The sequence below is a fragment of the Streptomyces sp. NPDC018947 genome, assembly GCF_044390505.1.
Taxonomy (GTDB): Bacteria; Actinomycetota; Actinomycetes; order Streptomycetales; family Streptomycetaceae; genus Streptomyces.
The window spans coordinates 699,771-714,038 of sequence record NZ_JBIRZD010000002.1 but is presented as its reverse complement, the minus strand read 5'-3'; the positions used below and the strand labels follow the sequence as shown (position 1 = coordinate 714,038).

At 73.3% G+C, this 14,268-nt stretch carries 11 protein-coding genes; 5 read left to right on the top strand and 6 right to left on the bottom strand.

Annotated features, from left to right (window positions below; all coding sequences use genetic code 11):
* Window positions 1-28 precede the first annotated feature (28 nt).
* From ACH499_RS07890 to ACH499_RS07875, 4 genes are all read right to left on the bottom strand, one after another.
* Window positions 29-2,851, bottom strand: a complete 2,823-nt coding sequence (locus ACH499_RS07890; RefSeq protein ID WP_399014286.1) for an NHLP bacteriocin export ABC transporter permease/ATPase subunit — start codon at window positions 2,849-2,851, stop codon at window positions 29-31.
* A gap of 1 nt (window position 2,852) precedes the next feature.
* Window positions 2,853-5,075, bottom strand: coding sequence for an NHLP family bacteriocin export ABC transporter peptidase/permease/ATPase subunit (locus ACH499_RS07885; RefSeq protein WP_399014285.1), 2,223 nt, complete (start codon window positions 5,073-5,075; stop codon window positions 2,853-2,855).
* The gene (locus tag ACH499_RS07880) at window positions 5,072-5,878 is read right to left on the bottom strand and encodes an HlyD family efflux transporter periplasmic adaptor subunit (RefSeq protein ID WP_399014284.1); all 807 of its coding nucleotides are present in this window, start codon (window positions 5,876-5,878) and stop codon (window positions 5,072-5,074) included. Before ACH499_RS07880 ends, ACH499_RS07885 begins: the two co-directional genes overlap by 4 nt.
* Window positions 5,879-5,980: 102 nt before the next feature.
* A complete protein-coding gene (locus ACH499_RS07875; protein ID WP_217143451.1) occupies window positions 5,981-6,196 on the bottom strand; it encodes a type A2 lantipeptide in 216 nt (71 codons plus the stop codon).
* Window positions 6,197-6,820: 624 nt separating this feature from the next.
* On the opposite strand from ACH499_RS07875, the gene ACH499_RS07870 reads away from it, so the two are divergent.
* The 3 genes from ACH499_RS07870 to ACH499_RS07860 all read left to right on the top strand — a co-directional run bounded on the left by ACH499_RS07870 (window position 6,821) and on the right by ACH499_RS07860 (window position 10,213).
* Window positions 6,821-9,262, top strand: coding sequence for a SpoIIE family protein phosphatase (locus tag ACH499_RS07870; protein ID WP_399014283.1), 2,442 nt, complete (start codon window positions 6,821-6,823; stop codon window positions 9,260-9,262).
* A 143-nt stretch (window positions 9,263-9,405) separates the two neighbouring features.
* The gene (locus tag ACH499_RS07865) at window positions 9,406-9,585 is read left to right on the top strand and encodes a hypothetical protein (protein ID WP_356203644.1); all 180 of its coding nucleotides are present in this window, start codon (window positions 9,406-9,408) and stop codon (window positions 9,583-9,585) included.
* Window positions 9,586-9,712: 127 nt separating this feature from the next.
* On the top strand, window positions 9,713-10,213 hold the full coding sequence (locus ACH499_RS07860; protein ID WP_399014282.1) for a metallophosphoesterase family protein: 501 nt from the start codon (window positions 9,713-9,715) through the stop codon (window positions 10,211-10,213).
* 234 nt (window positions 10,214-10,447) lie between these two features.
* Here ACH499_RS07860 and ACH499_RS07855 read toward each other — a convergent pair whose 3' ends face one another.
* Window positions 10,448-11,701: a YncE family protein gene (locus tag ACH499_RS07855; RefSeq protein ID WP_399014281.1), complete on the bottom strand. Its 1,254-nt coding sequence runs from the start codon at window positions 11,699-11,701 to the stop codon at window positions 10,448-10,450.
* Between the two features lie 198 nt (window positions 11,702-11,899).
* Window positions 11,900-12,265 (bottom strand): nuclear transport factor 2 family protein, encoded by a 366-nt coding sequence (locus tag ACH499_RS07850; RefSeq protein WP_356203638.1) that lies wholly within the window; start codon window positions 12,263-12,265, stop codon window positions 11,900-11,902.
* A gap of 276 nt (window positions 12,266-12,541) precedes the next feature.
* On the opposite strand from ACH499_RS07850, the gene ACH499_RS07845 reads away from it, so the two are divergent.
* Both ACH499_RS07845 and ACH499_RS07840 read left to right on the top strand, forming a co-directional pair.
* Window positions 12,542-13,630, top strand: coding sequence for an S-(hydroxymethyl)mycothiol dehydrogenase (locus tag ACH499_RS07845; RefSeq protein ID WP_399014280.1), 1,089 nt, complete (start codon window positions 12,542-12,544; stop codon window positions 13,628-13,630).
* Window positions 13,630-14,259 carry an MBL fold metallo-hydrolase gene (locus tag ACH499_RS07840; protein ID WP_356203634.1) on the top strand — a complete coding sequence of 210 codons (630 nt, stop codon included), beginning with the start codon at window positions 13,630-13,632 and terminating at the stop codon, window positions 14,257-14,259. The genes ACH499_RS07845 and ACH499_RS07840 overlap by 1 nt, the downstream gene beginning before the upstream one ends.
* Window positions 14,260-14,268: the final 9 nt, after the last annotated feature.

Genomic DNA, 14,268 nt, shown 5'->3' with positions numbered 1-14,268 from the left:
CACCCGGCCGCCACGGACGGCCTGCCTCTCAGGCGAGCTGCCGCCGCACCAGCTCGTGCAGCCGGCCGCCCGTGTCCGCCAGCAGCTCCGCCGGCGGACCCTGCTGGGCGATCCTGCCCTCCTCCATCACGATCACGCGGTCGGCGTCCAGCACCGTGGACAGGCGGTGCGCGATGACCACGCGGGTGGCGTCGAGGGCCTTGGTCGACTCGATCACCGTGCGCTGCGTCGCGTTGTCCAGGGCGCTGGTCGCCTCGTCGAAGAAGAGGATCCGCGGCCGGCGGATCAGCGCCTGCGCGATCATCAGCCGCTGCCGCTGGCCCCCTGACACCGCACCGCTGCCCGACACGATGGTGTGCAGCCCCATCGGCATCCGCCCGATGTCCTCCGCGAGCCCCGCCATCTCGGCCGCCGCCATCGCCTCCTCCGGCGTGTACGGCTCGGTGCCGCAGATGACGTCCAGGACGGAACCGGTGAACGGCTGCGCGTGCTGGAGCACCACCCCGCACTGGCGGCGTACGGCGGACTGGTCGAGCGCCGCCAGGTCCTGGCCGTCGTACAGGACGCTGCCCGACAGCGGGCGGTCGAAGCCGATGAGCAGCCTCAGCAGGGTCGACTTGCCGCAGCCGCTCGGCCCGACCACCGCCACGAACTCGCCCGGCCGCACCTCGAACGACACGTCGTCCAGGACCAGCGGCCCGTCGTCGGTGTACCGGAACGACAGCCGCCGCGCCTCGATCGCCCCGGACAGCGGCCCCGGCCGGGTGCTCGCCGTGCGCACCTCCGGGGTCGCCTCCAGCACCGGCCGGATCTCCTCGAACAGCGGCAGTGCGGCCACCGCCGACACGAAGGCGCCGGTGAGCTGGGTGACCGAGGTCAGCAGCATCGTCACCGCGGTGCTGAAGGTGAGGAAGTCCGCCGCCGACATCGAACCGCGCGCCGGGCCGGCCAGCAGCATGAACATCACCAGTGTGCACAGCGGCAGGTACACCGCGCCGAGCACCGCGTTGAGGTTCTTGATCCGCCCGGCCCGCTGCTGGAGCTCACGGCTGTGCGCGAACCGCTCCGCCCACGCCGCGTACGCGTAGTTCTCGGCCGCCGCGACCCGCAGCTTGGGCAGCCCGCGCAGCGTCTGGAACGCCTGGTTGTTCAGCTTGTTGGTGAGCCGCACCAGCCGTCGCTGCCAGCGCACCTGCCACAGTCCGAGCCCGAGGAACACCCCGGCGACGACGACCAGCATGGCGATCGCCGCGAGCGCCATCGGCACGCTGTACCACAGCAGCAGCCCCAGGTTCGTCGCCCCGACGGTCACGGACTGGGCCACCGTCGGGCCGACCCCGGCCAGCAGCCGGCGGATCGCGCTGATGCCCATGGCCGCGCTGGCCAGCTCACCGGTGGAGCGCTCGGTGAAGAACCCGGTCGGCAGCCGCAGCAGCCTGTCCCACACGGCCGGCTGGAGGGTCGCCTCGATCCGGCCCTCCAGGCGCAGGACGGTCAGGTTCTGCAACAGGGTGAAGGCCGCCGCGACGACACTGCTCAGCATCACCGCCAGGCACACCTGCACGATCAGCCCGGTCTGCGCCTTCGGCACGAACTCGCCGAGCACCTTCCCGGTGGCGACCGGCACCAGCGCGCCGATCGCCACGGTCACCAGACCGGCGAGCAGCAGGACGCCCAGATCACGGCGGGTGCCCCGCAGGCAGAACCGCAGCAGCCGCAGCGGCCCGAGCCCGCGTTCGGGCAGCGGCCGGTAGAACATCACCGCTCGCGGCTCGAACTCCTCGGCGTTGGCCTTCTCGACAGGTGTCTCCCGGCCGGTCGACGGATGGACGGCCACATAGCCGCCGCGCCGCCACAGCAGCGCCACCGGCGCGCCCGACAGGGCCCGGTGACCGACCAGCGGGCCCACGTCGTCGCGCCACCAGCGGCCCTGGAGCCGTACGGCCCGGGTGCGGACCCGGGAGGCGAGGGCGACCCGCTCCACCGGGTCCAGCCGGTCGCTCCCGGTGCCGTCGCGCGCGGGCTCGGCCAGCGTGATCCCGGCCGCGCGGGCGACCAGTTCGCAGGCCGCCCAGGTGGCGTCGGCGTCGGCGGCCGTGGTGCGGGTGCCCTGCCGTCTGCCGATGGAGGCCAGCAGCGTGCGGTCGGCCCGGGCCCGCACCGCCTCCCCGGCCCGGATGCCGGCCGCCGTCCGGGTCTCGTGGGTCTGCTCCAGTTGCTCGATCCAGCGGTCCAGCGTGGTCAGCAGCCGGTACTGCTGGTCGACCATGCTCTGCCACAGCGCCGGGTCCATCAGCAGGTCGGCGGCCGCCTCGTCGCCGTACTCGGCGCCGTAGCGCACGCTGCCGGGCGGGACCTGCATCCAGAACACGTCGTCGTCGGCGGGTGCCGCCGCGCCCTCGGAGGCCATCGGAGCCTGGAAGAGGACGGACAGCCCGCGGCCCACGCCGAGGGCGAGGGCGTACTCCAGCGGGCTCGTGGTCGGCGGCACGTACTGCGGGTTGCCGTACGCGTCGTACGACCAGGTCTGCGTGGGCGCCGGCTGGTACAGCTCGCGCAGCCCGATGCGGTGCACCACGCAGTCCCGCAACGGGCGGGCGACCAGCGTGTGCCGCGGCCCGGCCACCGGCCCGAGCAGCACCGAGCCCGCCTCCAGCCGGCCCAGGTGGTGCCAGTGGCCCTGCTGTCCGGCGTCGACCGCGAACAGGTCCACCGCGCCGGACGCCACCAGCCACAGCACCTGCGGGCCCTCCAGGTCGAGCCGGTTGAACCCGGCGCAGTCGACGCGCGTGCCGAGCGTGCCCAGCGCGCCGAGGACGAGATCGCCCTGCCCCTCGTGCACCGTCGTCATCTCAGCGCTCCCCGACCAGTGCCGCGTACGCGCCGCCGCGCGCCACCAGCTCCCCGTGCCGCCCGCGTTCCACGACCCCGCCGTGCTCCAGCACGACGATCTCGTCGCTGTCGCGCACGGTGCTCAGCCGGTGGGCGATCACCACGCACGCGCAGCCGCGCCGACGCAGGTTGTCCATCACCACCAGCTCGGTCTCCGCGTCCAGCGCGCTGGTCACCTCGTCCAGGACCAGGATGCTGGGCCTGCGCACCAGCGCCCGCGCGATCTCCAGCCGCTGGCGCTGCCCGCCGGAGAAGTTGCGGCCGTCCTGCTCGACCGGGCTGTGGATGCCGCCGGGGCGGCGCATCACGACGTCGTACAGCGCGGCGTCCCGCAGCGCCTCCAGCACTGCGTCGTCCGGGACAGACGGGTCCCACAACGCCACGTTGTCGCGCACCGTGCCCTCGAAGAGGAACACGTCCTGGTCGACGAAGGAGACGGACGCGGCCAGCGCCCCGCGAGGGATGTCCTCCAGCCGCTGCCCGTCGATGCGGATCACGCCCTCCCAGGGGGTGTAGAGGCCGGAGATCAGCCGGGACACCGTGGACTTGCCGCTGCCCGAGCCGCCGACCAGCGCCACCTGCTGCCCCGGTCCGACGGTCAGGTCGAAGCCGCTCAGCAGCGGCTTGTCGAGGGGGCTGTAGCCGAACGAGACGTTCTCCAGCTCGACGTGCCCGTGCAGCCGGCGCGTCGAGTCGCCCGCGCCGCGCCTGCCGTAGAGCGGGTCCGTCCGGAAGTTCTCGACGTCCTTCAGACGGGCCACGTCGGCCGCGAAGTCCTGGATGCGGCCCGCGACCCCGTTCAGCCGGGTCAGCGGGGCGGTGAAACGGGTGACCAGCGCCTGGAACGCGACCAGCAGTCCGACCGAGATGTGGCCCTCGACCGCGCGCACACCGCCGATCCACAGGATCAGCGCGCTGTTGACCGTGGCGAGCGTCGGCGCGACCACACCCAGCCAGGCACCCGGCACCCCGAGCCGCTGCTGCTCCTCCAGCGTGGTGGCGTGCTGCCCCGCCCACTTGCGGAAGTAGCCGTCCTCGCCGCCGGTCGCCTTCATCGTCTCGATCAACTGGAGGCCGGTGTACGCCGTGTTGGTCAGCCGGGCCGTGTCCGCACGCAGCTTCGCGGTACGCGTCGCGCGCAGCCGGATCACGACGCGCATCGCGGCGATGTTGAGCAGTGCCACGCCGATGCCGACGAAGGTGAGCTGGGGGTCGTACGTGTAGAGCAGCACCGCGTAGAGCACGACCACGATCGCGTCGACGCCCGCCGCCGCGAGGTCGCGGGCCAGCGTTTCGGCGACCGCGTCGTTGGACTGCAGCCGCTGCACCAGGTCGGCCGGGCTGCGCTGGGAGAAGAAGGTCACCGGAAGCCGCAGCAGATGGCGCAGGAACCGGGCGCTGGAGAGGGTGGAGGAGATGATGCGGCCGTGCAGCAGGTTGGCCTGCTGGAGCCATGTCAGCACCACCGTGAGCAGCACACAGGCGGCCATCGACGCGAACAGCACCCCGAGAGGCGAGGTCTGCCCGCCGATCAGGAACGTGTCGATGTAGGTACGGCTGAGCGCGGGCACCGCGGCGCCCACCGCCACCAGCAGCAGGCTCGCCAGCACCGCGGCCGGCAGCGTCCCCGCGGTTCCGCGCAGCCGGGCCGGCATCGCGCCGAGCACGCCGGGCCGGCGGCCGCCCGTGCTGAAGTCCTCGCCGGGCTCCATGGTCAGCACGACCCCGGTGAAGCTGCCGTCGAAGTCCTCCAGGGACACGAAACGGCGCCCCTTGCCCGGGTCGTTGACGAACACCCCGCGCCGGCCGAAGCGGCGTCCCATGCCGTCGTAGACGACGTAGTGGTTGAACTCCCAGAACAGGATGGCCGGCGCCGTCACCTCGGCGAGCGCGGCCAGGTCCATCTGCATGCCCTTGGCGGTCAGCCCGTAACCGCGGGCCGCCTTCAGCAGGTTGCTGGCGCGCGACCCGTCGCGGGAGACACCGCAGGCGATGCGCAGCTCCTCCAGCGGCACGTGCCGGCCGTAGTGGCCGAGGACCATGGCGAGGGAGGCGGCGCCGCACTCGACGGCCTCCATCTGGAGCACGGTGTGCGTGCGCACCGCCTTCGCCCGCCCCCGGGGCACCGTGCGCTTCGGTGGGGCGGCCCGGCGTCTGCCCCGGGTGCCGGTCGCGGCGCTCACGGCAGCAGCCAGTCGACGGGACGCCGGTCGGCCAGCCGGATGGAGCCCGTGGCCGGTGTCATGGAGGTCAGCCGGAACGGCGGCCCCTGCGCGGACGACCAGGCGTAGCCGCTCTCGGTGGACTTCGAGGTGTCCAGCCGGACCGTGACGGCCACCGGCCTGCCCTCCTTCGTGAGCTGCTCGCCGAGCTGCGCGTCGCCGAGGAACGCGCCGATCGACCGCGCCGACTGGACCGAGCGGTCCACCGACGTCACGTGGCCGCGCAGCACGCCGTACTCCTGCGCCGGCACCGACTGGACGGTCAGGTCGACCGGGGCGCCGGCGGGGATGGCGGCGGCCTTCTCGGCGGGGACGTAGACGGTGGCGTGGAGCGGGTCGCCGGCGCGGGCGACCTTCTCCACCGACGCGACGTCCGCGCCGGTCGAGATGATCTGTCCCACGGAGGCGGCGAGCGCGCTGACCCGGCCCGCGTCGAGGGAGCGGACCACGGACTCGCCCTCGGACGTACGGACCTCCAGCACCGGGGAGCCGGCGGCCAGCCGCTCGCCCTGCCGGGCGAGGACCGCGGTGACCTGGCCGGAGACCGGGCTCTGCAGGACGTAACTGCCCTGCCCGTGGGTGAGGACGGCCGGTGCGCCGACCGTGGAGGTCACCGAGCCCGTCACCGCCCACACGGAGGCGGCGGCCATGGCGAGGACGGTCACGGACAGCACCAGCCAGCCCTGAGGGCGGGCGAGGCGCACCGGGAGGTCGAGTTCCTCCGGTGACTGGAGTTTGGTGAGGGCCTGTTGGCGGAACTGCACGTCGGACGTATCCCAGAAGATCCCGGAGAAGCCAGAGAGGAACGGCCGAAGAGTCCCGGAGCCGGGGGAACGGCTCCGGGACTCAGCGGCACGGGGGCGCGATCAGAGACCGGCGACCAGGCCGGTGACCGGGGCCGTGTTCAGGCCGGTGACGCCCTCGACCGTGCCGACGGCCGTGTTCAGCAGGCCGGAGACCGGGGCGACGCCGTCCACCAGGCCGGTGACGGTGCCGACGGCGTTGACGCTCAGGCCGCCGGAGACGTTGTCCAGCTCGGCGTCGGAGATCTCGACGGTCTCGACCTGGGGGGTGGAGTTCATGATGGAACTTCCCTTCGTATAGCCATTTCACAAGGGGGGAGCGGCCCCCTCTGGGGACAGATGACGGCCGCGGCCACGGGCGGCCGGGGCCCCGCTTCCGGAGCGTCCGCACCGCCGCGGTGCGATGGATCAAAGCACGCGGCCGGTCCGCCCTTCCAATCAATCACCCCTCCCACCTGGGAAGTTGCAACGCCGGGGCACCCAACCGTGCAGGCCTGCGCACGTCTTCGCGGCGACTTCTTCACACGGGTCACGGCATCGCCCCGCGCCGTCCCTTGCCCGCGCTGTGGTGAATCCGGCACTCCCACCCCAAAGGCGTGCGCGGCGCCCGGGGATTGTGGAGATCGGCCAGTCGCGGTGACCGGGTTGGGCAGCCGGTGTGCAGATTCGCTGAAGCGGTGATTCCGCTACGTGCCCTGTACGCAGGGTTCCCGGATGTGAGCGGAGGGTCCCGGTCCGCGTGTGCCGGAGGGGCCGCGCCCGTACGGGCGCCGGGTGAGCCGGCCCGCAGCTCCCGCGGTGAGGGCATTTCCGCCCGTCCCGGACACGCCCCGCGTGTCCCGTCCAGCGGTTCCCCCGCGCACGGGGGCTGCGCGACCGTCCCGTACACGCTGTAATGGCGACGTGGTCGAAGAGGGCGCCGCCGCACGCGGAACGAGGGTTCTGCGCGTCGAGGACGCCCTGAAGGCGGTCGACGCCCTCCCGGACCGGGCCGGACGGCTGCGCAGGGTCCTCGAACAGGCGCTCGTGTTCGGCGGCGCCGCCCTCGCCGCCGCGTACACCCCCGGCGAGGACCGGGAACTGCTCTGCCTCGCCGAGTCGGCCGGTGCGCCCAGGACGCTGTACGGCGTGCGCGACAGCTACTCCGCGGCCGGCGGCTCCCCGGTCGCCGAGGCCCACCGGACCGGCGCGCCGGTGTGGCTGGGCCCCGAGGAGTTCGCCGGGTCCGCCGGATCGCGGCGCGTCCCGTCGAGCGGTTTCTCCCTCGCCGTCCTGCCCCTGCCCGGCGACGGCGGCTGCCTCCTCGCCCTGACCGAGCGCACCGGCGGCTTCGGCCCCGAGGACCGCGCCTGTCTGGAACGGGTCGCCGAAGCCGTCGTCGCCCCCGCCCCGGCCGAAACCGACGAGGGCCCGGAGCTGCGGCCGGACGCGTTCTCCCTGGCCATGGACACCGGCAGGGTCGAGGTCGGCGCCGAGATCCTGCGGCTGTTCGCCCTCACCGCGGCCGACTTCGACGGCCGGGTCGAGACGCTGCTCGGCCTGACCGTGCCCGAGGACCTGCCCTCGCTGATGTCGGTGGTGGAGGCCGACCACATGTCCATCGGCGACCGCGAGCTGGAGTTCCGGGTACTCCAGCCCACCGGCCCGCCGAAGTGGCTGCAACTGCGCGGGCGCCTGGAGCCGGGCGGCGACGGCCGCCCCGCCCGCCTGGTCGGCACCGTCGCCGACGCCTCCACCCTGCGCCCCGACGTCACCGACGTCGCCCGCGTCCAGCGCCTCGCCGCCGCGCTGGCCACCGCGGGCACCGTCCGCGACGTCAGCCAGGCCGTGGTCGCCGCCCTGCGCCGGCCCCTGCGCGCCGACCGGATCGCACTGGCCGAGCTGGAGAACGACCGGCTCGCCGTCACCGTCCTCGATCCGCCCGAACCGGACTCCTGGCCGGAACTGTGGCGGCTGGAGTGGCGCACCGAGTGGCCGGACGCGCCGGTGCGCGCGATGCCCACCCTCGCCACGGCGCTGCGCGAGGGCCGCGCCCAGATCTGGCCCGCGGGCACCGCCCTGGAACCCGCGCTCGCCGACGTCGGCCCCGGCGGCCTGGCCGTCCTGCCGCTTTCGGCCGCGGGCCGCACGGCGGGCGTCTGCCTGATCGGCTGGGACGCCCCGCACGACTTCGGCCCCGACGAGCGGGCCCTGCTCACCGCCTCCGCCGGCCTCGCCGGGCAGGCCCTGATGCGGGCCCGCGCCTTCGACGCCGAGCACGAACTCGTCGGCATGCTCCAGCGCCAGCTCCTGCCACGCCGCCTGCCCGAACTGCCCGGCGCGGTCGCCGTCGCCCGCTACCTGCCCAGCACGGCCGGACTGGAGCTCGGCGGCGACTGGTACGACGTGATCCCGCTGCCCGACCACCACGTCGCCCTCGTCATCGGGGACGTCCAGGGACACAGCACCGGCGCCGCCACCCTCATGGGGCAGATGCGCACCGCCCTGCGCGCCTACGCCGTCGAGGGGCACCCGCCCGACGTCGTCGTCTCCCGGGCCAACCGCCTGCTGGCCGACATGGGCGGCGACCTCTTCGCCACCTGCGCCTACGTCGACCTCGACCTGGAGGAGGGCTCCGCCTGGTGCGTCCGCGCCGGACACCTCCCGCCCGTGCTGCGCCACCCCGACGGCACCACGGAGATCGCGGAGGCGGAGGGCGGCCCGCCGCTCGGCGTGGTGGCGCAGGCCGCCTTTCCGATGAGTCCGCTGCGGCTGCGGCCCGGCACCGTGATCGCCCTGACGACGGACGGGCTCGTGGAGTCCGCCGACGCCGACATCGACGAGGGCATGGACGCCCTCGCGCACGCGCTCGCCGTGTCCGACCCCGCGCACCTCGGCCTCGTCGCCGACGCCCTGCTCGGCAACGCCCGCCGCAGCGACGACGTCGCCCTGCTGCTGGTGCGCTACGACGGCACGGACACCCATCCGCTGCGCGAGACCTGGACGGTGTGGCGGCTGCCCGAGGCGGTCCGGCACGCCCGCCGCTTCACCCACCGCACCCTGCGCTCCTGGGGCGTGCCGCCGGCCGACACCGACGCCGTCCTCCTGGTCGTCTCGGAGCTGGTCACCAATGCCCTGGTGCACACCGACGGCGCGGTCCGCCTCGACCTGACCCTGGTGGGCGGCCGGCTGCGCGTCGCGGTCGCCGACGCGTCGCCGCGGAGCCCCGTGAAACCGACCAGCATCGGCTGGGAGGCCACGGGCGGACGCGGCATCCTGCTGGTCGAGGCGGTGTCCGCTGCCTGGGGGACGCTGCCGGTCAGCGGAGGCAAGCAGGTGTGGAGCGAGATCGCCCTGAGCCGCTGACCCCGTCCGCGCGGGCGCCGGCGTGGCCGGACCGGCCCGCCCACGCGTGGGGGCGCGCCCCGGCCCCCCGTTGTTTCAGCGCCGCCCGTCCGGGGACCCGGAAGGGCAGCCCGAACCGCAGACAGAAGGAAGATGATGCCACCGTGACCGCGGACACCAGCGAGAAACCCGTTGTCCGCCGCCTGGAGACGGGCTGGTCGACGGCCCGCCGCCTGCGGGCCAAGGGCGCCCTGCGCACCTGGGTACCGGCCGTCGAGGACGGCGACGGCCCGCGCGCGCCGCAGGCGGGCCAGGACTCGAACATCGTCAGGGGTGAGGACTGAACCGCGACCCCTGAGAACCGGGACAGCCGAGCGCCGGCCATCGTGCCGGCGCGGCCCGTCTCCGGACCGGTCCCGAGGCGTCCGCTCGGCTCGAGCCGCCCGCCGGAGCACCGTTAGCCTGAGAGACGTGCGCCTGCTCCTCGTCTCCGACACCCACCTGCCGAAGCGGGCCAAGGAACTGCCCGCGCCCCTGCTGGCGGAGATCCCGCGCGCCGACGTCGTGCTGCACGCGGGGGACTGGGTCGACACGGCCACCCTCGACCTGCTGGAGGAACGCAGCAGACGGCTGATCGGGGTGTACGGCAACAACGACGGACCCGCACTGCGCGCCCGGCTGCCCGAGGTGGCGTACGCCGACCTCGGCGGCCTGCGCTTCGGCGTCGTCCACGAGACCGGCGCCGCCCGGGGCAGGGAGGCCAGGTGCGCCGCCCGCTTCCCGGGCCTCGACGTCCTGGTCTTCGGGCACAGCCACATTCCCTGGGACACCACGGCGGAGACGGGTCTGCGGCTGCTCAACCCGGGTTCTCCGACCGACCGCCGCCGCCAGCCGTACTGCACCTACATGACGGCCACGGCGGTAGGCGGCCGCCTCGACGACCTCGTCCTGCACCGCCTGCCGCGGCGCTAGGCGAGCACGGGGACGGGCAGCGCCCGAGCGGACGCTGCCCTGTGCGTACCGGGTCGCTCCATGTCGGGGGAAGCGGCCCGGGCGACACGAGTGTGCGCTGTCACGGACCTCCTTCCGTCAGGAGTACTGCCGAGGACATGCATGCCTCATCCGATGCCGGGCGACTACCCCTCTCCTCCCGCTTCACACACCCGGGACGGCCGAGATGTGAGAAGGGGGACCGCGGAGGGAGCCTCAGCCGGCCGAGGGACCGGCCCAGCCGGCCGGGACATGCCCGAGGCGGACGCGCTGGGGGTGGTCGCCGACCGGGACCGACACCGACTTCTCACCGGTGGCGAAGTCGATGGCGGTGACCCGGTCGGCGCCGCTCTCCGAGATCACGCAGTGGGTGCCGTCACCGCTGACCGTGGCCCAGTAGGGCTTGGCGGCCGTCACGAGCGGACCCTCGCTCAGCGTCGCGCGGTCGACGACGGTGGCGTAGTCGTCCATCGTGCCCGCGACGCACAGCTTGGCTCCGTCCGGGCTCATGGACAGCCCGTGGTGCCGCGAGTCGTTGACCCAGGTGGTGCGGTCCTCGCTCGTGGCGGGGTTCTTCGGCAGGCTCTTGGTCCGGGTGATCCGGTCGCCGGCGACGTCGTACTCGAAGAAGCCGTTGAAGAAGGAGACCTGGAAGTACAGCTTCGACTCGTCGGGCGAGAACACGGCGGGACGTACGGCGTCGGAATGGCCGCCGAGCCCGGCGGCGTCGAGACGCTCACGCATGTCGATCACCTTGACCTGGCGGTACGTCGTGGCGTCGACGACCGTGATGCGCCGGTCGCCCTTCGTCCAGTCCAGCCACGGGGCGTCCAGCGCCGTGTTCACGTCGCCGATGGACATGTTCCAGATGTACTTGCCGTCCCTGGTGAAGATGTTCTCGTGCGGCTTGTCGCCCGTGCCGAAGGAGCCGAGCTGCTCGCCCGTGCGGATGTCCAGCACGTGCACCTTTCCGGACGTGGAGGCCGACACCGCGACGCGGGTGCCGTCGGGCGAGACCGCCATGTGGTCGGAGCGGTAACCCGACACGGGGAACCGCCAGTTGATCCGCCCCGTGGCGAGGTCGACGGAGACGACGTCCGCGAAGCTGGGGCGGGAGACGACGACCGAGGCGCCGTCCGGCGTCGAGTACATGTCGTCGACGAACTGGTCGTGCCCCTCGCCGACGCCGTTGCGGATGGCCTGGAAGTAGATCCACCGGATCGGATCGGCGTTGATCTCGGCCATCCGCTGCTCCCGGTCCGGGACGACGTCGATCCGGCCGATCCGTGCGAAGTCGCCGGTGGAGGCGATGACGTCGGCGGTGCCGTCCCAGTTGTTGCCGACGAACATCACCTCGCGCAGCGCGGCGGGGGAGTCCGGTGACGCCGTGGCGGCGGTGACGGGGACGGTGACGGCGAGCGCGAGGGCGGCGGCGACGGAGCGAAGACGCCTGGGGCCGAGGACGGGCATGCGGCTCTCTCTTCTGGAGGGAGGTGGGGGCGTGGAGCTGAACACGGCCGCGTTCGGAGGAACTTACTGAAAAGTAAGGAAGGGGGTCCTCCCGCACAAGACCGTGTGCACGAGAAAGGACCCCGCCGTCCCTCCGGACTCCCCGCATCCCTGCTGTCGCTCGCCGCTCCCTCGCCGTGACTCGTCCTCGGACAGCTGTTACTCGTCCCACGCCTGGATCATGGTCTGCCGCACGATCTTGCCGTCCCGCAGCGACATCATCGACTCCGCGAGGACACGGGCCCCGTCGGGATAGGCGCAGGACTCGGTGTACGCGGCCTGGTCGCCCTGGACGACGCAGTTCTCCAACCGGTGGGTCATGTCGCGGCTGTAGACGTCGTCGAGCATCTCCGCGATCTCGTCGCGGCCGTGCAGGACCTTGGGACTGCTGGGCTGCGTGTAGCGGTCCACGATGCGGACCTCCGCGTCGTCCGCGTAGAGCGACAGGAGTGTTGCCGCCGTCTCGTCCTCGATGCCCCGGCGCAGCGCTTCGGTGTCGAAGCCGGAGCCTTTGGTGGTGGCCATGACGACCTCCTTCGAAGGTCGCGGCCCGAGGGGGAACGGGCCGCTGAGGGCCTCTTCTTCGAGCTTCCTCCGCCCACGTGGCCGCGGCAAGCCGTACGGCCGTCCGGGTACAGGCGGCCCCCGGACGTCTGCGGACCGTGACCGCAACGCTCCGGCGTCGGGTGGCCGGACCACCGCCCGGCGCCCCGCCGAAACGCCCCGCCACCCGCCTCCCGGCGATCAGTTGCGCGTAGGGTCGGGGAGGAACCACGAGTGGCCGAAGAAGGAGTCAGGACCATGGCGCAGGAAGTACGCGGCGTGATCGCACCGGGCAAGGACGAGCCGGTGCGGATCGAGACGATCGTCGTGCCCGATCCCGGACCGGGCGAGGCCGTGGTCAAGATCCAGGCCTGCGGCGTGTGCCACACCGACCTGCACTACAAGCAGGGCGGCATCAGCGACGACTTCCCCTTCCTGCTCGGCCACGAGGCCGCGGGCGTCGTGGAATCGGTCGGCGCGGGCGTCACCGACGTGGCCCCCGGCGACTTCGTGATCCTCAACTGGCGCGCGGTGTGCGGCAAGTGCCGCGCCTGTCTGCGCGGACGCCCCTGGTACTGCTTCGACACCCACAACGCCGAGCAGAAGATGACCCTCGCCTCCACCGGCCAGGAGCTCTCCCCGGCCCTCGGCATCGGCGCGTTCGCCGAGAAGACGCTGGTCGCCGCCGGCCAGTGCACCAAGGTCGACCCGGCCGTCTCCGCCGAGGTCGCCGGACTGCTGGGCTGCGGCGTGATGGCCGGCATCGGCGCCGCCATCAACACCGGCAACGTCGGCCGCGGCGACAGCGTCGCCGTCATCGGCTGCGGCGGCGTCGGTGACGCGGCGATCGCCGGCTCCCGCTTGGCCGGGGCGGCGAAGATCATCGCCGTCGACATCGACGACCGCAAGCTGGAGACCGCCCGCGGCATGGGCGCCACCCACACCGTCAACTCCCGCGACACCGACCCCGTCGAGGCGATCCGCGAACTGACCGGCGGCTTCGGCGCCGACGTCGTCATCGACGCGGTCGGCCGCCCGGAGACCTACCGGCAGGCCTTCTACGCCCGCGACCTGGCCGGCACCGTCGTCCTCGTCGGCGTCCCCACCCCCGAGATGCGGCTCGACATGCCGCTGCTGGACTTCTTCGGCCGCGGCGGCTCCCTCAAGTCGTCCTGGTACGGCGACTGCCTGCCCTCCCGCGACTTCCCGATGCTCATCGACCTCCACCTCCAGGGCCGCCTGGACCTCGGCAGGTTCGTCACCGAGACCATCCGGCTCGACGAGGTCGAGAAGGCCTTCGAGCGGATGCACGCGGGCGACGTGCTGCGCTCGGTGGTGGTGCTGTGATGACCACCCGCATCGAACGCCTGGTCACCTCCGGCACGTTCAGCCTCGACGGCGGCACCTGGGACGTCGACAACAACGTCTGGCTCGTCGGCGACGACCACGAGGTCGTCGTCATCGACGCCGCCCACGACGCCGACGCCATCGCCGAGGCCGTCGGGGACCGCCGCCTCACGGCCATCGTGTGCACCCACGCCCACAACGACCACGTGAACGCCGCGCCCGCCCTCGCCGAGCGCACCGGGGCCACCATCTGGCTGCACCCCGACGACCTGCCCCTGTGGCGGCAGACCCACCCCGACCGGGAGCCGGACGCCTGGCTGACCGACGGTCAGGTCATCGAGGCCGCCGGAGCCGACCTCACGGTCCTGCACACCCCGGGGCACGCGCCCGGCGCCGTCTGCCTGTACGACCCCGGGCTCGGCACCGTCTTCACGGGCGACACCCTGTTCCAGGGCGGGCCGGGCGCCACCGGCCGCTCCTACTCCCACTTCCCGACGATCATCGACTCGATCCGCGACCGGCTGCTGGTGCTGCCGCCCGGGACGGAGGTGCGCACCGGCCACGGCGATGCGACCACGATCGGCGCCGAGGCCCCGCACCTGGACGAGTGGATCCGGCGCGGCCACTGAACCGCCCTC

Excerpts from the sequence above, each read along its gene's own strand:
- ACH499_RS07890 (WP_399014286.1), bottom strand. The coding sequence starts at position 2,851 with ATGACGACGGTGCACGAGGGGCAGGGCGATCTCGTCCTCGGCGCGCTG.
- ACH499_RS07875 (WP_217143451.1), bottom strand. The coding sequence starts at position 6,196 with ATGAACTCCACCCCCCAGGTCGAGACCGTCGAGATCTCCGACGCCGAG.
- ACH499_RS07855 (WP_399014281.1), bottom strand. The coding sequence starts at position 11,701 with ATGCCCGTCCTCGGCCCCAGGCGTCTTCGCTCCGTCGCCGCCGCCCTC.
- ACH499_RS07850 (WP_356203638.1), bottom strand. The coding sequence starts at position 12,265 with ATGGCCACCACCAAAGGCTCCGGCTTCGACACCGAAGCGCTGCGCCGG.
- ACH499_RS07845 (WP_399014280.1), top strand. The coding sequence starts at position 12,542 with ATGGCGCAGGAAGTACGCGGCGTGATCGCACCGGGCAAGGACGAGCCG.
- ACH499_RS07840 (WP_356203634.1), top strand. The coding sequence starts at position 13,630 with ATGACCACCCGCATCGAACGCCTGGTCACCTCCGGCACGTTCAGCCTC.